Raw genomic sequence first — 19421 nt, forward strand, 5'->3', positions numbered from 1 at the left:
ATTTAAACCTTAGCTTTCATGATGAAGTACTAATCTACCATTTGGTTTCCTTCTAGTATTATCACCATTATAAGCTTCATCATGGTCAGGATGATCCAAACTAGCAGCTTCTGTTCTATTAATGTCAAGATACTCTAATTCAGGCTTTGTCCAAACTTTTTTTGTCATCTAATTCACCTCCTCTCATTTTTAATGAAACGGTAAAGAACAAGGCTATCCATTAGTATTTTTATGTTCCTTGAGTAGGCAAGTTCTGGTTTTACAGCCTCCTTTAAACAATCTCTAGAGCTTATAAGATTTTCTTTATTTACAATCTCCATAAAACCCTTGTCATTGCACATTGCTTCAACTTCAGTAGTAAACTCTCTCCACCGTGGAATCATACGGTGGATCCAGTCTGCACCTTGAACCCCTCTAACCTTCATGTTTAATCGCACATTATCAGGTAGATAGTCTTTGGTTGCTCTTCTAATTAGAGCCCGGTTTAACCCGTTTTGTACGTATTGTTCCTGAGGAACCGACATACAAAATCTAATGACTCTAATATCATTTGTTGGATCCCGCTTCCAAAGCGAATACTGTAAAGAGAGTTTGGCTGCAAGAGAGTTACTTGCATTCCACTGAAATAATTGCTCAAAATGTTGCTTACGAATAGCAAAAGGATCTTTTAAAAAAGACCTTCCTGTTTCGTCAATCTCATATAAATTCCTCAGTTTATCGTAGATATATGTCCGATTAGCAAATTCCGGATTAATTAGTGAAGAATGACTCGTTGAATGAGTTACATTTCTTTGTAAGAAAGGAAAAGCTTGTGTAAAAACTGAAGATAATACTGTCTTTCTTCCAGAGCCTACATTAAAACTAAATGACTTTACCTCTTCTAAAAGACGAATCCACTTTAGTTGTTTTAAAAGCTGAGCATAGTATGGAAAGGCATCTCCCCATGAGATGGAAAGATTCCCTCGACCTCCATTAAGTAGCACACCAACATCCATTTTATTTGCTTCTTCGAACATCCCCTTTAACCAAAAAGAATTAACATAGAATTTATAGGGAGTTTCCAAATGACTCATAATGCTATCAATCTCTGAATAGGAATCTCTTCCTTCAAAGTCAAAGTAATGATCCTTTAATCCCCCTATATAATCTACAGTCGATTTTATATACGGCGTTTCATTTGCTATTATGTGACTAGCCGTATAATCTTTGAAATCACTAGGTGGTATGTAACTAAATGTATGTAATGGTTTATTTTGTTTCTTCAGCTCTCGTGCAGCAAAGCTAACTATGGATCCAGAATCCAATCCGCCACTTAATTGGGCACCGACTGTCTTACATGTTCGAATTCGTGAAGACACGGCTTGTTGGAACACATCTCGAAAGGCTTCAACATACTCATCATTCGTTAGATTTTGAGGAACTCTCTCCCCTTCTAAATAGTTATACTGCCTTAATGATACTTTCCCGTTTTTTATGGTTATGCTATGTGCAGGTGGTAACTGTTTGATTTCTTTATAAGGAGTGATAGAGGTATCAGCAACATCTACCATCCCTGCAATTACTAAAAATTCTGCTACCCATTCCTGATTTAACGCTTTACTTACAATTGGTAAGTTTAGTAAAGGTTTTATCGTTGTACAGAAAATAAATTGAGTGAGATTACTATAGTAATAAAGGGTTCTTCCTCCTGAAAAATCCCTTGCACCAAATAGTTTCTGTCTCTTCTCATCCCAGATCATAAAAGCAAAATCCCCGACTAAATATCCCGGGCATTCTTCTCCCCATTTTTGATAGGCACGTAGAATTAATAAACTATCAGGGATCCAGTTTCTTATATCTACATCTATTTGAAGTCTCTCAAAAAGTTCTTCCCTATTATCAATGATTGCATCTGAAGTAATCGTCATTTGCTGTTCAGCATCATAGAATGGTAGAGTTTCATTTATTGACTCTGGAGTGATCCACTGTGCATGGCAGGCTAGAAATACTTCATCTTTTAGCCATACTTTTGTGTCATCAGCTGGAAAGTGTATGATCGCATCCATTATTCTCTTGTAGTAATCTGGATTAACAGTCTCTTTATTCATTTGATAGATACCAGCTATAGCACTCATTACATCCTCCAGTCCGTTCTTATTTAAGAACTTGTGTAAAAAAAAAAAAACCAAGTAACCTACGTTCTTTATATTGTTCTTTAAAAAGAACAATATAAGATATAAATTAACACCTTTTTCCAAAAGTGTCAACATCAAAAATTTTAATAAATACGTTCCTTATTTATTTAATAGAATAGTAACTATTATTTGTTTTGTACTTTAAAGTGAATGTATTTGTTTAACACTATGCCTAATGGCAGTGCAAAAATAGTCAGAAGCTTTGTAGGAGACTGCTTTATCATACTGTCGTTTTTTACAAAAAGACTACACGATACATAATGGATTGCCTGCTTGAACTTAAAAAATAGACTTGTATTAGGTAGTTTCATCATCTCCAAACGATAAAATCCGAAGCTATTAGGGTTTTGCTTATATTGCTTTAGAATGTTCATAGATGATCCATCTGGTAGGTACTCGACAATACATAATGGTTCATTGAGAAGAAGCATTTCACACTCTAGATCCAGCATAAAATATTTATAAGATAGAGGCACTAGTTTCTCATTTGGAAACAATGGGTATGGGAACTTCTTTGTCAACTCAGTTCGATAGACAAGCTTTTTATCACCCTTAACTCCATGTTTATGGTATAAGTTAAATAATGTTGAGCTTTTAAACTCATTTGGTAGTTTAGTACCTATTACATTTCCGCTACTATTACAATCTAGCCCAATAATCCCACCAACATCTCTACTACCATGTTCCTTCCAATAAGAAACAATCTTCTCAACCGCAAAATCCGGCATATAATCATCACTATCAATACATACATTTAATTCAGTATCTATTAAACTATAGGCGGTATTATGTGCACCATGCATTCCTTGGTTTTCTTGTTTATAGTATCGAATTGAAATTATATTCTCCTCAATCCAATTGTTCACAAGTTCTTCCGTGTGATCTGTTGATCCATCATCAATAATTAACCAAATAAACTCTTTATTGGTTTGTCTTTTAAGGCTCTCATAACACTGATGAAGGATATAAGCTCGGTTATATGTCGGGGTAAAAACAGTAAGGATTGGCATGAAGGTCACCTCGCTTTTGATAGATAGAAGTCTTGCAACCAAAGAGAAGTACTCTTTATATCATAGCCACGTTCTCTGATCTGGTTTATTTTTTTAGTATCCATATCTCTTTGTTCCATCTTAAATTTTTCAAACTCATTAACCCAAGCATCAATATTAGTTATGTTTATATGCTTTATTAAGCCTAATCCCAAATCTACTTCTTTTGTAATCTCACTTGAAATTAAGCAAGGTACTCCTGCTGCCTGTGCCTCAACAAGTGTGACCGGCAATCCTTCATGCAAGGAAGGAAACGCGAATAAATCAAACGCTTGAAGTAATTGATTAACATCACTTCTAACACCTAAGAATTGAACATTTTCCTGAATCTTTAATTCTTCTACTCTAGCTTCTAAACTTTTCCTTAATACACCATCGCCACATAATAATAGGATCGAGTCAGGTTTTCTCTTTAAAAATTCAGCAAAGACCTCTACTAAAAACATATGATTTTTTTGTTTAGTAAATCTACCTATATGACCGATGACTAACTGATGATCTTTAAACCCTAGCTCTTTTCTTTTCTCTCTTCTTACTTCTGGAGAATAACTGAAGGTTTCTGGTTCTATTCCATTGTTAAGAAGTTTCGCATCTTTTGCCTTGCTCCCAAATAACCATTTAGCCGCCTTATCGGAACAAGCAAAAGTGAAATCAGAGTTACCCGGAATGTACAAGCTTGAATACCACTTATACCCTTTCGCTAAGAAACTACCTTCTCCACCTGTGTTATGGCTATGAGTGATGCAATATTTTATCCCATTTTTCTTGGCTGCCCTAACGACTAAGCCACTCATTTGATTTAGATGGGTGTGTACAATTTGAAAGTTATTATGACTTGAAAAGAATTCGTCAAGTGACTTGATATATCCTAAATGACCTACTTCACTAACATATGGAATTCGATGAACTCTTCCACCAAGCTCTTTTATCTCAGGATCGAAAACTCCCTCTTTACACGTTAAAAAATCAAATTGAACTTTAGACCGGTTTATGCTTCGATATAAATTCATGATTAGGGTCTCCGCGCCACCTCTGTTCATATTGACAACTACATGTAGAATTCTAACTGGTTTACTCATTCAAATCCTCCCGGTCACACGTAAAATCTTATACTACCTTTAGTACCTCTAAATCCTCTTTATACCAATCTATTGCTGCTTCAATTCCCTTCTCGAAGCTCCATTCAGGATCATATTCTAACATTTCTCTCGCTTTTGAAATGTCTGCATTACTATGTCGTATATCTCCCGTTCTTGGTGTACCAAAAATAGGTTCTATATCCTTTCCTAATGCTTTTAATAAATCATAATAAATATCTATCAAATATTCCCTTCCTCCAAAGGCAATGTTAAATGCTTGACCAGCAGCTTCACTGCTTGCTTTACAAGCCTTTAAGTTCGCCTCAATGACATTTTCAATATACGTAAAATCCCTACTTTGCTTTCCGTCACCATTAATGACCGGTTGTTCATTATTCAGCAATTGCTTAATAAATTTAGGAATAACGGCAGCATATGCCCCGTCCGGATCCTGTCTTTTTCCGAATACATTAAAATACCTTAGACCATAAGTATCAAGACCATATAGATTCGTATATAGCATTGCATATTCTTCGTCTGTCTTTTTCGTTAGGGCATAAGGAGACAATAGCTTTCCTTCACGTCCTTCCTGTTTAGGTAAAGTCGGCTCATCACCATAAACAGAAGAACTAGATGCATAGACAAATTTTTTAACACCATTTTGTCTTGCCGCCTCAAGCATATTTAATGTACCTTTCACATTAATCTCTTCATATAGGAGAGGTAACTCAATACTTCTTGGAACACTTCCCCATGCTGCTTGATGAAGAACGTAATCTACTCCATCACAAGCTTTCATACATGTTTCAAGGTCTCGTATATCTCCTTCCATAAATTCATAGCTAGAATAATGAAGAAATAAGTCCACATTTTTTCTTTTACCAGTAGAAAGATTATCGAGTCCTCTCACGTGGTAACCTAAATTCAGGATGGATTCTACTAGGTTAGATCCGATGAATCCCGCTGATCCGGTCACCAAGAATTTAGTTCCTTCTGGAAACTGCAAATGCTGATATCCCATTCCTATAACCTCCAATATAAAAAGCCAGCATCCTCAGCTTCTTTTTGATTAAACATTCCTTTGATATCCATTAGTACATTGGCTTCCCCTGTGGGAGAGAGTTGTTCAGAGGTAGCAGCGATTTCACTATATACTCCTGAATCTATGTATCTTGGTAGGGATCCTTTATACATCCTCTTAATGTCTTCTAACGTAATAGACTTAAATTCTTCATGTGGAACGGCAAACATAATAGCATCCATTCCTTGAATATTCTCTGCATCACATGTGATAATTCGGTACTCATTCCAGAGGTCATCTTTATTGGCAAGTGGATCTACCACTTTAACTTCAATCCCGTACTCCTCTAGCTCTCTAATGACATCCACGACTTTCGTATTCCGTACATCCGGACAGTTTTCTTTAAAGGTGATACCAAAAATCGCTACCTTCGAGCCATTTATTTGCTTATTTGCCTTTATCATTTTCTTCACAATACTTTCCGCTACATACTTACCCATATCATCATTGATTTTTCGTCCTGAGAGTATGATCTGAGAATGGTATCCCAGTTGCTCTGCCTTGTACGTAAGGTAGTAAGGATCTACACCAATACAATGCCCTCCCACTAAACCTGGAGAAAAGTTGAGGAAATTCCACTTCGTTCCTGCTGTTTCTAAAACGGCTTTCGTATCAATCCCCATTTTATTAAAAATAATCGAGAGTTCGTTCATAAAGGCGATATTAATATCACGTTGAGAATTTTCAATTACCTTTGCTGCTTCTGCTACTTTAATACTTTCTGCTTTATAAACTCCTGCATCTACAACAAGCTCATAAACTTTTGCTACGATGTCCAGTGTTTCTTGGTCCATACCAGAAACTACTTTTATAATGGTTTCCAGTCTATGTTCCTTATCTCCTGGATTAATTCTTTCAGGAGAATAACCGACTTTAAAGTCCACTCCACACGTTAATCCTGACTCTTTTTCAAGGATGGGGATACAGATCTCTTCGGTTACACCTGGATAAACAGTAGATTCATAGACAACGATTGAGCCTTTTGTTAAATTTTGACCAAGTGTTCTGCTGGCTGATTGAATAGGAGTTAAGTCAGGGGTATGATCCTCTTTAACAGGGGTTGGTACGGCTACAATATGAAATCTTGCCTCTCTAAGCTTTTTTTCATCTGAAGTAAAATCAACTGTAGTGTTTTTAATAACATCATTTCCCACTTCTCTTGTTGGGTCGATCCCACTCTTATATGACTCAATCTTTTCTTTACTAATATCAAACCCAATCACATTTACTCTATTGGCAAATGAAACTGCAATGGGCATGCCAACATAGCCAAGACCAATTAACGAAATTTTTTCTTCCTTATTAACAAGTCTTTCATACAAATTCATATTGTCCCCTCCTTACAACTTGATTAATTTCATCTAAATAAGCATTTATGACAATTTTCCGATCATACTGTTGCTCCATTTTCTCACGTCCAGCAATACCCATTGTCCGCTTTTGTACATGAGGCATGTTGATAAATTTCTCGATGGTATCTACTAAACTATCAACGTTTTTCACTTCAAAACCTAACCCGCTAATTCCCTCATCAAATGTTTCCTTGCAACCTGGCACTCTCGACGCAAGAACCGGACGACCAGCTGATGCTGATTCAAGGAGGACATTCGCTGTCCCTTCATGGTGGGAAGGAAGAATAGTAGCATGTGATTGTTTAATAAAAGGCTGAATATCTTGTTGTTGGCCATGGTAAGTAATCACACCAGAATGATGGAGGTCTGTTAATCGTTGATGGTAATCCTCTTCACAGCCACCTACTAAATCAAAATGTGTATGGGGATATTTTTGCCTAATCATGCTGGCGGCCTGGAGAAGTTCATCAATTCCTTTTGCCTTCATCATGCGTCCAATAAAGAGGAACCTTATGTTTTTTTCATCCTCAGGATATTTTGTAAATGAATGGTGATATATGTTTACACCAGACCCAGGTACTAGCCTTGTTTTATTTTTCGTAATTTGATTGTTCATAAAGAATGTCAAATTCGTATCATTTTGAAAGAATAAGCAAGAAGCTTTCTTCAGTCCGATCTTATAAAGGAACATCGTTATCCTTTGAATTATGCTCTTATTTTCAAGTGAAGTCCCTAGTCCGGTAATATTGGTGATATAAGGAGTATGAGTCACTCTACAGGCAACACCACCGTAGACATTAGGCTTAATCGTATAAGTAAGAACTAGATTCGGCTTTATTTGTTTATTGAGCCTTATGTATTGTAGGAGTAGCTTTGAGTCTTTAAGAGGGTTCGTTCCTCTTCGATCTAGTTTAGTCTCTACAAAATGGCAGCCTAGACTTTTTAGTTTAGGTACATATTCATCATTTGGTAGGGAAATATAAACTTCGTTGCCCTGTTGGATTAGTTCTTCAAGTAATTCTTTTCTGAAGTTGTATAGACCCATACCGTAGTTTGCTAAGAATAGAATTTTCATATTTTTCTTTTCTCCCTAACACATTAATACAGAGATTTTAAGTGGTTTTTTGAAGATATCCATATTGTCTTAGCCCACCTAATAATATCTGATGTATATTAATCACTACCCGTATTGGTTCTCAATAAAGAACGTGAAGGTAGAAAATTTAACTTAGAGGTATATTTTGTATTACTCCGATATGATATGTTAATAATAACACACTTGTCGTTCTAAATAAAGAACAATTTGACACTTTATATTATACGAAATCAACAATATTTATAACTTTTAAACTACTTCTTTTTGCTTATTTAACATCTTGCCACGTTGACTAGAGATCAATCTATTAGTTCTTGTTTTAATAAAATCTCTTAAAAGATGAGTTTTAGCTTCTGTAAACAGCGAAAACAGATAGGCAAACACACACATCATAAAAACAATAAAGACTTCAAAAATAACTGACATTACGCTAGGCTGTAACCCAGTATAACCATTTGCAGCTAACCAATAATACACTACATTAATTATAGGATAATGAATTAAATAAAGACTAAATGAAAAACTAGAGATTAACTTGGCAAACTTCCCAATTGACCTTACTTCAATATTTATCATCTTTAACAAACCACCATGTAGTAAAGAATAGGTTAAGAATCCAAAGGAAAGTCCAACAAATAAATTTACACCAAATAATTGCATTAAGTCTTTTAACTCTTGATTTATAAAAAATAATCTACCCGTCATCGCAAGTGGATGAACAATCATAGATAAGAATAACACCATTAGTGCAGTTAATTTAAAAAACTTATGTGTTAAAGAATTAACTTTTGGTAAAAAGAGTACAAGTGGTCCTATCAGCCATATAATAAAATATGTATTCATTCGAATTCCAATCACTGATACTATGGAAAAAACTAAAAGAGTGTATAAAAGCATGTGAGTTTTACTCTCTTTATTTAAGAATAAACATGCGAGTAGAGGAAATAGCATGTAGTACCAAAACTCAAAACTTAGGCTCCATAAGGGTGCATTTGAGCCATAAGAATTTACATATATATTCTGAAGAAAGAATAAGTTTCCTATGAGTTCAATTAAGTTACTAGAAATGCTATCGTATCCTTTATATCCCCCAAACTGTACTGCTAAACTATCCAAAATAAACGTTATTAATAATGCAGGAACTAAAACAACTAACAACCTAGAGAAACGGTTTATTAGGTAAGATTGCCATGACCATTTATCCTCGTAAATCGCTTTTAGAACAGATCTTGAAATAAATAAACCGCTTATTACAAAAAATATTATTACCGCAGGATTACCCAGCAAATTTATAAGATATAATAATTTTACAAATATATTTGGGTTTTCTAAATGTCCATAACCCACAAACAATCTAGAACTTAAATGTGCCATTACCACTAGAATAGCTGATATACCACGAACTAAGTCTAAAAAAATTAAAATATTTCCATCTAACAATTGATTAGCCTTAGAGAAGTTAGAATAAAACTTTCCCATCTTTCCACCATCCTTATTTATTTATAATAATTTGGAATTATACCAACACTCTACTTGAATCATTCCAGACAGCCTTAAATAACTAAATATCTTTCTAATACGTATTTAAAATCCTTGGTTACCTTCCATTTTTTATGTACATATAAAAGTATTAAAATAAACATGGGAAAGGAAGGAAAGATGATGTTGATTGGAAAAAAATTCTCTTTCCTCTGCACCGAGCACATATAGCTCTATTTCAATAACAAATATTTTTTACAGCGATATTTATTGTTTTTTTAAAAGGGGAGTCCCTAAGTAATAACTAAAGGCTATGCCATTAGTTATTACTTTAGCTGTACTAAATTGAACTTACTAACTTGGTCATTGAACTTGTCTAAATTTAGATTTATATTTGTTTCAGTAACTAAAAAATTTCCTTTGCTGATATCTTGTAGGATTTTCTTATTAATTTCTGGTGAATAATGACTTATGTCTTTATAGTTATTTAAATTAAAAACAATATCTTCGTCGTGCGAAAAATCATAAATCTTGACATTATCATAATCTTTTAATTCATTAAACAAATATTCTCTACTTTTGATAATATTATCTATGTTAGTTGGGTTTTTATCAAAAATACGTTTATTCATTAAGATAGAATATGGAGGATAAAACAAATAGAAATTTGTATCTTGGTTTTCCATAATTATAGGTACAATATTTGTGTCAATGTTTTCTTTTAGTCTATCTAAGGAAAAAGTGTCGCTAAATTCTTCATTTCTGCCTAGGTCCTTTTGTACGGTTGTTTTGTAATCTTCCATAACAATCTCATTGCTAAAGTCCATACCATGTGCCCAATAATATAAATAATCTAGATTTTCTACAGGTTTTTCCTTTAGAACAACTAGAGTAGCAAATAGTTCTGCTAACATTGGTGATAATTTATGAAAAATAGAATATAAACTATATTTCGTAATTGAAATATTTAATAAATATCCAATTTCATTAAAATTATTATTATCATATAAAAATTTGGGAAACTCCTCTTTTACATAATTGGGATCATTGCCTAAAGAAAAATAATCTATTCCCCATATCACATTTTTTATCTCATTATTATGAAATGCAATTTCCGCAATTTTATTCTGTTCATGAGCGGAAGATCCTGATAACGATAATTTTAATGTCTCCGTATTTGGGAATATTTGATTAACCTCACTTGGAATGAAGTTTTCTGTCATTGAAGTACCTAAGATAATAGTATTATATTCATAATTTTTTGCTAACCCAACCACTTGCCATCGTTGCTGATCCCAGTAAAAGTTTATCCGCTTAGTATCACGATAGTATTGTAATGGATCCATACTAAAATTAAATAAACCAATTAACAAGATAAATAGTATTATGTAGGAAAGAGTAGATCTTATCCATTTTTTTCTCATTTCCAAACTCCTTGTTTATTAGAAATTAAAGTATAAAAATTCACTTATTTTATGGAAATTCAAAAAAGAATAAACGAAAAATATTGATGTTACTAGCATTGTCTTAAAGCCAAATTTAATGTTTAACGTTAATTCTTGAGAGTTTTTTAACCTAAAAGCAATATAAGAAAAGATACAGAATAAAATAAATGCATTTAATAATTCTCTATTTGACTCAATCAAAAAGGTATTAAAAGTTATACCATAATTAGTTAAGAAGTATAGTTGTTCTTCTATGATCACTGGTAATACAATACCATTCACTCCAATCATCCCTTTTAATACTTTAATAGCGTCTTCCCATGTCGTAGCTCTAAAAAATACCCATGTTATATTTACAAAATTAAATGTTAAAAACCATGCAACAATTTTATTTAGCCTAAACCCTAGAGATCTCCAAAAGCGATTAATAACCGTAGCTAAACCATGTAATAACCCCCAGAACACGAATGTCCATCCAGCTCCATGCCAAAAACCACTAATTAAGAATATAATCAATATGTTAATATAAGTTCTTGATTTACCTTTTCTATTTCCACCAAGAGGAATATAAATATACTGGGTTAAAAATCGACTGAGCGTTATATGCCACCTTCTCCAAAATTCTTGTATATCTAATGCTTTATATGGGGAATTGAAATTCATAGGTAAAGTTATATTAAAGAGTAAAGCAGCTCCTATCGCCATATCGGTATAACCGCTAAAGTCAAAATATAATTGAAAAGTATAAGATAAAGAAGTGATCCATCCTTCTATGAATGATAGACTTACAGCTTCATCAAACCCTTTATTTGCCCAAACTGCAAAAGAATCAGCAATGGCCACCTTTTTAAATAAACCTATAGAAAAAATAAATAGCCCCAAGGAAATATTGCGATAATTAACTACCTTATTTCTTAGTTGTTTGAACTGTGGCATCATTTCTTTATGGTGAACGATTGGGCCAGCGATTAACTGAGGGAAGAATGTGACGAATAATGCATAGTTTAGGAAGTCGTATTCCTTTGTTTCATTTCTATAGGCATCTACCAAATATGCTATTTGTTGAAATGTAAAGAAACTTATGGCTAAAGGCAATGCTAACTGAAGGAGTGCAAGATTAGTTGTAAAGATTTCATTAACATTTGTGATAAAAAAGTCAGAATACTTAAAGTAACCCAGTAGTCCCACGTTAAATGATATTCCGATTGATAAACCTAGTTTTTTATTAAATTTAAGATTGTCTTTCCCTAGTGATGACCCAACAGCATAATTAAATATCATGGATGCTAGAATAAGGGGTAAATAAGCTATATTCCACCAACAGTAAAAAAATAATGAGCTAGCCACTAACCATGCTTTTGATGCTATTAAGAGTCGTTTCTTATTTAGAAAGAAATATACAATAAAAACCACTGGTAAAAATGCAAAGATAAATTCATATGAATTAAAAAGCATTATACATACTCCACTTCTTATAAATATAAATTCTCAATAAAGAACAACAGGATTCATAAACCCCAAATAGCCGTAGTATTACTTTATTGCATTAAGCTTAAGTTTCAACACTTCTATGTCATGTGGTTCATCAATATCTATATCAAACTTTTGCTCCATGACAAATGCTAATTTATTATCATTTAAGCTTGTATTTGAATTGAAATTATGGTTAATTTTATTAATATATATTGCGCCATTTACTTTATAAATTTTAGGAAAGTCTTGTCTCCTTACAGTACTATCAGTACTTAACATATTATGTACCATACCATTAGAGTCCAAGGTTCTAAACAAAATTGGATGCTCGTTAACTTCAGTAATACTTACCAAGCTTTCCTCATTTTCATGCACTATCTTTTGAATTGAAAGGTCTATCTGTTCAGCCGTCCTTAACGGTTGTGTTGGTTGTAAAAGAACAATATAGTCATAATTACATCCATCATTATTTAGCTCTTCTAAAGCATGAATTAAGACATCAATGGTTTTAGCTGTATCATCAGCTAAGTATGGCGGTCTAAGAAACGGTACTTCTGCTCCACATTTTGTCGAAACCAATGCTATTTCTGAATCATCGGTAGACACAACTACTCTATCTAAGTATTTCGAGTCCATTGCTGCATCAATTGTATATTGAATCAGAGGTTTTCCATTTACATTAATGATGTTCTTACCTGGAATGCCTTTACTTCCACCTCTAGCAGGAATAACAGCTAAAAATGATTTATTTTTATACATAAGCTTTATCACCTGTGTAGTAATAATCTATAAATCTCTTTTGAACATCAATATCCCAAATTTTTCCCTCTTCTAAAATAGCTAAGAATTTATCATCACTATTACCATCACCGAATTCATTACTAAATACTCGAAGCCCATCCTGTTTAAAAATAGCCTTTAATATACTTTCTTTGCTTTCTTCTACAGGGGTGATGGTTTGATTTTTTGTAGTATCATATCTTCCTAATTGTCTAGTACCAATATCGATGGAAGGGACTCCGTAAACACCCGCTTCTCTAATGCCAGCACTTGAATTTCCAATTATGAAATCACAATGTTTTAGTAATGTTAAGAAATACTCAAAACGCATAGAAGGAAACAATTTGAATCTTGTATTATTGTTGAGACGTTGATATTCATTTAGAATTATATTACTACCTTCATCATTATTGGGATAAATAACTACATAGTTACCATCGCTTTCTATCAAAGCATCTATTAGTTGTTGCACATTTCTTTGAAGCATATTAACCTGCGTAGTTACAGGATGATACATTAAAACAGAAAATTGATCAAAGCTAATTTCATAACGTTCTTTTACTTGTTCAATGGATGGTAAATCATTGGACAGCATTACATCTATATCAGGTGAGCCTATAACAAAAATGCTCTCTTCTCGCTCTCCCAACTGAATAATTCTTTTTTTGGCCTCATCATTACTTACAAAATGAATATGTGATAGCTTAGTTATGGAGTGCCTAATTGATTCATCTATCGTACCTGAAACCTCTCCTCCTTCAATATGGGCAACTTTTATATTATTAAATGCACCAACAATTGCCCCTCCTAAAGCCTCAAGTCTATCACCGTGAACAACAATCAAGTCTGGCTTTAATTCATGTACATAATTACTTAAACCTAGAATAGTATTACTTAATGCCATATCCATTTTAGAGTTTTGCTGTTGATTAACAAAATGATATTTATTTTGGAAACCATCTTTATCTAATTCTTTCCATGTAGAACCATATGTAGAGAGCATGTGCATTCCAGTAACAAATATATAAAGTTCTAAGTTTGGACTATTATCTACTTTTCGCATTAAAGACTTGATCTTTCCATAGTCGGCCCTAGTACCTGTTAAAAAAAGGATTTTTTTCATCAAAAAACTCCTATTCTAGTTTTTTTGAATATTAATTTGTTAAACCCCAAAGCTTATACAATATCTTTCCATGATAGGTGATGGTCATTTTGTATATTCTTATTAACCTGTTTTCCTAATATTGATTTATAACTTCCTGCTGTGATTTCACCTATGCCTGGTCTCTTAACCCAGATATTATCTTCTGTAAGGGTATCACCCTGTTTTAACTCCTTAATTGTTACTACTGTCGCAAATGCAAAATCAGTAGTCACTTTTTCTTCAATTGCTGCCTCTTTTTTTCCACCTCTCATTTTTGAAATCTCTGAGCTAGCAACTATTAATTCTTGTAAATCTTTTGGTTCCATTGAGCACAAGATATCAGGACCTGGTCTTTCCTTGGAATCGGTAAAATGTCTCTCCAGTATTGATGCACCCAGAGCTGTGGCTGCTAATGCCGCATTATTGTTGGCCGTGTGATCAGATAATCCAATAACAGCGTTCGGGAAGGTATTCTTTAGTTCTTCCATGCCACCAAGTCTTACTAAATGAGGGGGAGTCGGATATAGATTTGTACAATGAAGAAGAGCATATTGCACTCCTTTTTGTTCTAGAATCTCAACGGTTTGCTTTATACTTTCAATATCATTCATTCCTGTAGAAACAATCATAGGTTTACCATATGATGCAATATGCTCAATTAATGGATAGTTGTTACATTCGCCTGATCCAATCTTGTACGCCAATACTCCCATTTTCTCTAACCTTTTTGCTGCAGCCCTTGAAAATGGAGTACTTAAAAAAATCATACCTAATGACTCAACATACTCCTTTAATTCAAGCTCATCTTCTTCATTAAGAGCACATCTCTCCATTACCTCATAAATAGATACATTTGTATTTCCTGGTATCACTTTTTTTGCTTCTTTACTCATCTCGTCTTCAACAATATGAGTTTGATGTTTTATAACTTCCGCTCCAGCACTATGGGCAGCATCTACCATTTGTTTAGCAACCTCTAGACTACCTTCATGGTTTATTCCAATTTCAGCAATGACAAATGGTTTAAAGTCTTCCCCGATTTTTCTATCTCCAATTTGGATAATTGGTTTAGTCATCTATATCCCTCCTATTTATTTATTTATTTATTATTATTTTGATTCTCTAGATAATAAGAATGTAAATATAAAACAAATTAGTTAAATATTTCTTAGTATCTACCTTCAACGCTTCCTATAATGCATTGTGTATGTTTATTTCCTCCTCACACATTCGTTGTATTCCAACAAATTCTCCATTTTTATTAAATAACTCATCAAAATTAACCCTTGGAAACACGTCTAGTTTTCCACCTCTAGTAGCGTTATATATTTTCACTCCTATATCATCACAATGTTTTTTTGCAGATAAGTACGCTTCAGTCATTTCATATAAATTTACTGGAATTTCTTTATTTTCTTCAATAGACTTATAATATTTTTCATCAAAATAATCCTTACCTATTAGCATTTCATTATATTCAATACTGCCATTTTTCGTTTTAATAACGCCATAATTATGATCAACACCTATTAAATAAATCTCTTTAAATCCCATATACACAGCAAGTTGAATATTTGAGTAGGTTACTGTTCCATGATGAATTATCTTTTTCGATAAATCTTTACTGAACTTTGGCAAACCATTTTTATCGTAATCATAACAAGCTCTCAAAAAATTACATTCCTTGTTGAAATGCTTCTTTAACAATTTATAACTTTTATTTTTAATTACTACGAACATCTTTTCTTTTTCCATCTTATATACTTCATTAAACAATTTACTAGCTATAATTGAATCCGCAAATGTATAATAAAAAGGTCTCCATTCAGTTTTATCAAGTAGTAAACTTATTCTATTACTTGAGAATGAAATCTTACTTTTAATCATGTTTAAATCACTTACTGTTAAACTAGGTCCATTGCCGATTACAAAGCAACTTTCACCTTTGTGTATGTTCTTAAGTTCTCTTATTCTTGTTGATAAAAATCTGACTCTCAAGTTAATAAATAATGTTTTTAATTTTCTCTTAAAGGGCCCTATGGTAGTCCACACTATTATGGATATTGTGTTATTAATTAATGTTTTGATGTAATTTATCATTAGTATCTCCTAAAATATCATCAAAGTTCTTTATATCAAAAACATCCAAGTAGGTAACTCTTGTTGCGTTATATATTTTTCTTCCGGAGCCTTCATATGCTAATTTAGCTTTTTCCATTCCTGAATACATTTCTGCAGGAGCTTGCCCTGCTTTTTTCTCATCACTTCTAACATAATCTTTGGTAAAGTAGATTTGCGTATTGGTATCATTTTTGAGAGATGATAAATCTTTTGTTTTTGATACTGCTCCTTTAAAATTGTAATCATGCCCAATTAGATAAACTTCGGAAAATCCCATATAAAAAGCTATTTGAAGCATACTAAAGGAAACTGTACCTGATGAGTATAACGTTTCCATGATATTAGTTGAAAATGTACCTCGTTTATCTTTATAAAGATTATTGTTAAAAAATATATCTGCAGTAGTAAACATGTTTTTATAACCTTTTAAAGTGAATTTTTTACCTGCTTCAACTAAATTAATATCAGTTAGGTTCTCTCCCATTACTACTGGATCTACAACCATATAAAAAGTCGGTCGCCAGTTTGTTCTATTAAAGATTTTATAGATTTTATTAGAAGCAAAAGTAAATTCATTTTTTAGTTTTTCTAGATCCTGAGGTTTTAAACTTGGGCCATTCCCGATAATAAAACATCGTTTTCCCATATATTTGTTCTTTAATCTGAGTATTTTATAATTATTTATAGTTAATGGTATGTTTATTTTTGAAAAACTATTAACAAAACTAGTTAGTATTGCTTTAAACTTCCTTTTAAAGTACCTCATTATTACTCTCATATTTAATATCACCTGCTTTGATCGGTCTATTTTGCTTTGCCTTATTTAAGAATTTTGTGTCTAGCAATTAAGTCAATATATTCCCTGACGGCACCATTACCACCATTGGAGTTACAAACATAATCTACTACTTCTATCACTTCATTAATTGCATCCGCCGGGCAAGCTTTTAGGTAGCATACATTCATACAATCCAAATCATTTACATCATCACCTATATAAGCAACGTTATCGTATGTTAATTGGTATTTTTCAATTATTTTATCTAATACTTTTAGTTTATCCTCAATTCCTTGGTACACTTCTTCAATTTTTAGTTCAGCAGCACGCTTTGATAAAATCTCAGAAGTCTTGCCTGTAATAATGACTGGTATAATATTGTATTTACTCAAACTTATTAATCGATAACCATCCTTGACATTAAACGCTTTAAATACCTCACCATTTTCTCCAACATAGATTTTCCCATCAGTAAGTGTTCCATCTACATCCATAACAAGCATCTTTATTTTTGATAGATCTTTATTCTTTATCATACGAATATACCCACACCAAGAATATCGTTTACTCTCACAGTTCCAGCGAGTCTACCATTTTGAATGATTGGTAACGCAGAGATATTCTTGTCCTTCATCATTTTTAATGCATCAACAGCGAGCATATTAGAATTGATTGAGATTGGTGTTTTAACTAGTACATCCTCTACAGATAAATCATAGACATTCACTTCTCTGGTAAATGTTCTTCTTAAATCACCATCTGTAAACACACCAATTAGTTCTTGATTCTCATTTACTACATTAATAATTCCTATCGCTTTTGTACTCATCTCCACAATCGCATCTTTTAGTTTAGTTCCCTGCTTAACAACTGCATTTTTTTCTCCTGCATGCATAATATCACTTACTTTTATTAATAATTTCTTACCAAGTGAACCTGCTGGATGAAACAATGCATAGTTACTTTCATGAAAACCATATATTTTGGCTAAACAAACTGCTAATGCATCACCCAACACCATTCCAACAGTTGTACTAGATGTTGGTGCTAGATTCATAGAACAAGCTTCCATAAATTTCGGAAAGACGAAAGAATGATCACTATATTTGACAAGCGTTGAATATTGGTTACCAGAGATTCCAACTAATGTTGCCCCTATTAATTTTATATTTGGTAAAATCTTTGTTATTTCTTCACTTTCTCCGCTATAACTAATTGCAATTACAATATCATCTTTCGAAATCATTCCTAAATCACCATGTTGAGCCTCTGCAGGATGGATGAAAAAAGAAGATGTTCCAAGACTTGATAATGTAGCTGCTATTTTTCTTGATACATGTCCTGGCTTTCCCATCCCTGTAACAACTACTTTGCCGTTACAGTTAGAAATCAATTCAACAATTTTTACAAACCTCTCATCGAGTGCATCTCTTACTAGATTGATAGCATTTACTTCAGTGTCAAAAACATATCTTGCTTCCGAAAGAATATCTATTTGATTTTCAATTTTCACATCAGATAGAGTAGCTATGTTGTTCAACATCTCGCACCGCCTTATATACTTTAATTAATTTTTGTAGGATTCCTTCTATCTCATTAAGCTTCACCATATTCGGGCCATCTGATTTAGCATTATCGGGATCTTCATGAACCTCCATAAATAAGGCATCTGCACCAACAGCTAAAGCTGCTTTTGCTAGGTGTTCTACATATTCCCGATTACCACCAGTAGATGTAAGATTTCCTCCCGGTTTTTGAACACTATGTGTGGCATCAAACACGACAGGATATCCAAACTTCTTCAATTCAATGATGTTTGTCATATCAACGACTAAATTGTTATATCCAAATGTGTTTCCTCTTTCACATAAAAGGATGTTTGTATTATTTGATTCCTCTACCTTCGTAATAACGTTCTTCATATCCTTAGCCGACAAAAACTGAGCCTTTTTAATATTCACTGGCAAACCAGTTTCAGCTGCCGCCACCAACAGGTCCGTTTGTCTGCATAGAAATGCAGGTATTTGAAGCATATCCACAACCTCAGCGACAACCTGTGCCTGATAAGGTTCGTGAATATCTGTTACTACAGGTACACCTAATTCATCTTTAACTTTCTTTAAAATACGAAGACCTTCATTTAATCCCGGCCCTCTATACGATAAAACAGATGTTCTGTTCGCTTTATCGAACGAGGACTTAAAAATAAAAGGAACACCAAGGCGATCCGTAATTTCTTTCATTTTCGAGGCCACTTCCATTACTTGTGTTTCTGACTCGATTACACAAGGTCCTGCCATTAAAGTAAAGATGTCGTTATCTACTGAGACATTACCAACTTTCATTATTTTCATTTGATTGTTACCCCTT

At 33.2% G+C, this 19421-nt stretch carries 18 protein-coding genes; all 18 read right to left on the reverse strand.

The annotated features are described in order from the left end of the window. Nucleotides 1-9 precede the first annotated feature (9 nt). On the reverse strand, nucleotides 10-168 hold the full coding sequence (locus tag LT143_RS14080; RefSeq protein WP_246943852.1) for a paeninodin family lasso peptide: 159 nt from the start codon (nucleotides 166-168) through the stop codon (nucleotides 10-12). A gap of 5 nt (nucleotides 169-173) precedes the next feature. Continuing rightward, complete coding sequence (locus LT143_RS14085) at nucleotides 174-2114, reverse strand: asparagine synthase-related protein (protein ID WP_246943853.1); 1941 nt, start codon at nucleotides 2112-2114, stop codon at nucleotides 174-176. A gap of 185 nt (nucleotides 2115-2299) precedes the next feature. Then, the gene (locus LT143_RS14090; protein ID WP_246943854.1) at nucleotides 2300-3184 is read right to left on the reverse strand and encodes a glycosyltransferase family 2 protein; all 885 of its coding nucleotides are present in this window, start codon (nucleotides 3182-3184) and stop codon (nucleotides 2300-2302) included. Between the two features lie 5 nt (nucleotides 3185-3189). Further along, nucleotides 3190-4302, reverse strand: a complete 1113-nt coding sequence (locus LT143_RS14095; RefSeq protein ID WP_246943855.1) for a glycosyltransferase family 1 protein — start codon at nucleotides 4300-4302, stop codon at nucleotides 3190-3192. Nucleotides 4303-4330: 28 nt separating this feature from the next. After that, nucleotides 4331-5323: an SDR family oxidoreductase gene (locus LT143_RS14100; protein ID WP_246943856.1), complete on the reverse strand. Its 993-nt coding sequence runs from the start codon at nucleotides 5321-5323 to the stop codon at nucleotides 4331-4333. Between the two features lie 2 nt (nucleotides 5324-5325). Next, a complete protein-coding gene (locus LT143_RS14105; protein WP_246943857.1) occupies nucleotides 5326-6711 on the reverse strand; it encodes a nucleotide sugar dehydrogenase in 1386 nt (461 codons plus the stop codon). Further along, nucleotides 6698-7810: a glycosyltransferase family 4 protein gene (locus LT143_RS14110; RefSeq protein ID WP_246943858.1), complete on the reverse strand. Its 1113-nt coding sequence runs from the start codon at nucleotides 7808-7810 to the stop codon at nucleotides 6698-6700. The genes LT143_RS14105 and LT143_RS14110 overlap by 14 nt, the downstream gene beginning before the upstream one ends. 270 nt (nucleotides 7811-8080) lie before the next feature. Continuing rightward, nucleotides 8081-9310, reverse strand: coding sequence for an acyltransferase family protein (locus LT143_RS14115; protein ID WP_246943859.1), 1230 nt, complete (start codon nucleotides 9308-9310; stop codon nucleotides 8081-8083). A gap of 326 nt (nucleotides 9311-9636) precedes the next feature. Beyond that, nucleotides 9637-10734 (reverse strand): hypothetical protein, encoded by a 1098-nt coding sequence (locus LT143_RS14120; RefSeq protein ID WP_246943860.1) that lies wholly within the window; start codon nucleotides 10732-10734, stop codon nucleotides 9637-9639. Between the two features lie 18 nt (nucleotides 10735-10752). After that, a complete protein-coding gene (locus tag LT143_RS14125) occupies nucleotides 10753-12210 on the reverse strand; it encodes an MBOAT family O-acyltransferase (RefSeq protein ID WP_246943861.1) in 1458 nt (485 codons plus the stop codon). A gap of 78 nt (nucleotides 12211-12288) precedes the next feature. Beyond that, nucleotides 12289-12987, reverse strand: a complete 699-nt coding sequence (locus tag LT143_RS14130) for an acylneuraminate cytidylyltransferase family protein (RefSeq protein WP_246943862.1) — start codon at nucleotides 12985-12987, stop codon at nucleotides 12289-12291. Then, nucleotides 12980-14131: a UDP-N-acetylglucosamine 2-epimerase gene (gene neuC, locus LT143_RS14135; protein WP_246943863.1), complete on the reverse strand. Its 1152-nt coding sequence runs from the start codon at nucleotides 14129-14131 to the stop codon at nucleotides 12980-12982. Before neuC ends, LT143_RS14130 begins: the two co-directional genes overlap by 8 nt. 53 nt (nucleotides 14132-14184) lie before the next feature. After that, entirely contained in the window at nucleotides 14185-15228 is a 1044-nt protein-coding gene (gene neuB / locus LT143_RS14140) for an N-acetylneuraminate synthase (protein ID WP_246943864.1), read from the reverse strand. 115 nt (nucleotides 15229-15343) lie between these two features. Next, on the reverse strand, nucleotides 15344-16252 hold the full coding sequence (locus tag LT143_RS14145) for a 6-hydroxymethylpterin diphosphokinase MptE-like protein (protein WP_246943865.1): 909 nt from the start codon (nucleotides 16250-16252) through the stop codon (nucleotides 15344-15346). Beyond that, nucleotides 16224-17051: a 6-hydroxymethylpterin diphosphokinase MptE-like protein gene (locus tag LT143_RS14150; RefSeq protein WP_246943866.1), complete on the reverse strand. Its 828-nt coding sequence runs from the start codon at nucleotides 17049-17051 to the stop codon at nucleotides 16224-16226. The genes LT143_RS14145 and LT143_RS14150 overlap by 29 nt, the downstream gene beginning before the upstream one ends. Before the next feature lie 41 nt (nucleotides 17052-17092). Next, complete coding sequence (locus LT143_RS14155; RefSeq protein ID WP_246943867.1) at nucleotides 17093-17587, reverse strand: KdsC family phosphatase; 495 nt, start codon at nucleotides 17585-17587, stop codon at nucleotides 17093-17095. Continuing rightward, nucleotides 17584-18594 (reverse strand): KpsF/GutQ family sugar-phosphate isomerase, encoded by a 1011-nt coding sequence (locus LT143_RS14160; protein WP_246943868.1) that lies wholly within the window; start codon nucleotides 18592-18594, stop codon nucleotides 17584-17586. Before LT143_RS14160 ends, LT143_RS14155 begins: the two co-directional genes overlap by 4 nt. Continuing rightward, the gene (gene kdsA / locus LT143_RS14165) at nucleotides 18566-19405 is read right to left on the reverse strand and encodes a 3-deoxy-8-phosphooctulonate synthase (RefSeq protein WP_336296620.1); all 840 of its coding nucleotides are present in this window, start codon (nucleotides 19403-19405) and stop codon (nucleotides 18566-18568) included. Before kdsA ends, LT143_RS14160 begins: the two co-directional genes overlap by 29 nt. Between the last annotated feature and the right edge of the window lie 16 nt (nucleotides 19406-19421).

It is taken from the genome of Bacillus pinisoli (genome assembly GCF_023036475.1).
GTDB classification, from domain to species: Bacteria; Bacillota; Bacilli; order Bacillales; family SA4; genus Bacillus_BS; species Bacillus_BS pinisoli.

What these genes read in the sequence shown, in the direction of transcription:
- LT143_RS14090 (WP_246943854.1), bottom strand. Translation starts at nt 3,184, where the DNA reads ATGCCAATCCTTACTGTTTTTACCCCGACATATAACCGAGCTTATATC.
- LT143_RS14120 (WP_246943860.1), bottom strand. Translation starts at nt 10,734, where the DNA reads ATGAGAAAAAAATGGATAAGATCTACTCTTTCCTACATAATACTATTT.
- LT143_RS14100 (WP_246943856.1), bottom strand. Translation starts at nt 5,323, where the DNA reads ATGGGATATCAGCATTTGCAGTTTCCAGAAGGAACTAAATTCTTGGTG.
- LT143_RS14085 (WP_246943853.1), bottom strand. Translation starts at nt 2,114, where the DNA reads ATGAGTGCTATAGCTGGTATCTATCAAATGAATAAAGAGACTGTTAAT.
- LT143_RS14080 (WP_246943852.1), bottom strand. Translation starts at nt 168, where the DNA reads ATGACAAAAAAAGTTTGGACAAAGCCTGAATTAGAGTATCTTGACATT.
- LT143_RS14105 (WP_246943857.1), bottom strand. Translation starts at nt 6,711, where the DNA reads ATGAATTTGTATGAAAGACTTGTTAATAAGGAAGAAAAAATTTCGTTA.
- LT143_RS14155 (WP_246943867.1), bottom strand. Translation starts at nt 17,587, where the DNA reads ATGATAAAGAATAAAGATCTATCAAAAATAAAGATGCTTGTTATGGAT.
- neuB (WP_246943864.1), bottom strand. Translation starts at nt 15,228, where the DNA reads ATGACTAAACCAATTATCCAAATTGGAGATAGAAAAATCGGGGAAGAC.
- LT143_RS14160 (WP_246943868.1), bottom strand. Translation starts at nt 18,594, where the DNA reads ATGTTGAACAACATAGCTACTCTATCTGATGTGAAAATTGAAAATCAA.
- LT143_RS14130 (WP_246943862.1), bottom strand. Translation starts at nt 12,987, where the DNA reads ATGTATAAAAATAAATCATTTTTAGCTGTTATTCCTGCTAGAGGTGGA.
- LT143_RS14115 (WP_246943859.1), bottom strand. Translation starts at nt 9,310, where the DNA reads ATGGGAAAGTTTTATTCTAACTTCTCTAAGGCTAATCAATTGTTAGAT.
- LT143_RS14125 (WP_246943861.1), bottom strand. Translation starts at nt 12,210, where the DNA reads ATGCTTTTTAATTCATATGAATTTATCTTTGCATTTTTACCAGTGGTT.
- LT143_RS14095 (WP_246943855.1), bottom strand. Translation starts at nt 4,302, where the DNA reads ATGAGTAAACCAGTTAGAATTCTACATGTAGTTGTCAATATGAACAGA.
- neuC (WP_246943863.1), bottom strand. Translation starts at nt 14,131, where the DNA reads ATGAAAAAAATCCTTTTTTTAACAGGTACTAGGGCCGACTATGGAAAG.
- LT143_RS14150 (WP_246943866.1), bottom strand. Translation starts at nt 17,051, where the DNA reads ATGAGAGTAATAATGAGGTACTTTAAAAGGAAGTTTAAAGCAATACTA.
- LT143_RS14145 (WP_246943865.1), bottom strand. Translation starts at nt 16,252, where the DNA reads ATGATAAATTACATCAAAACATTAATTAATAACACAATATCCATAATA.
- kdsA (WP_336296620.1), bottom strand. Translation starts at nt 19,405, where the DNA reads ATGAAAATAATGAAAGTTGGTAATGTCTCAGTAGATAACGACATCTTT.
- LT143_RS14110 (WP_246943858.1), bottom strand. Translation starts at nt 7,810, where the DNA reads ATGAAAATTCTATTCTTAGCAAACTACGGTATGGGTCTATACAACTTC.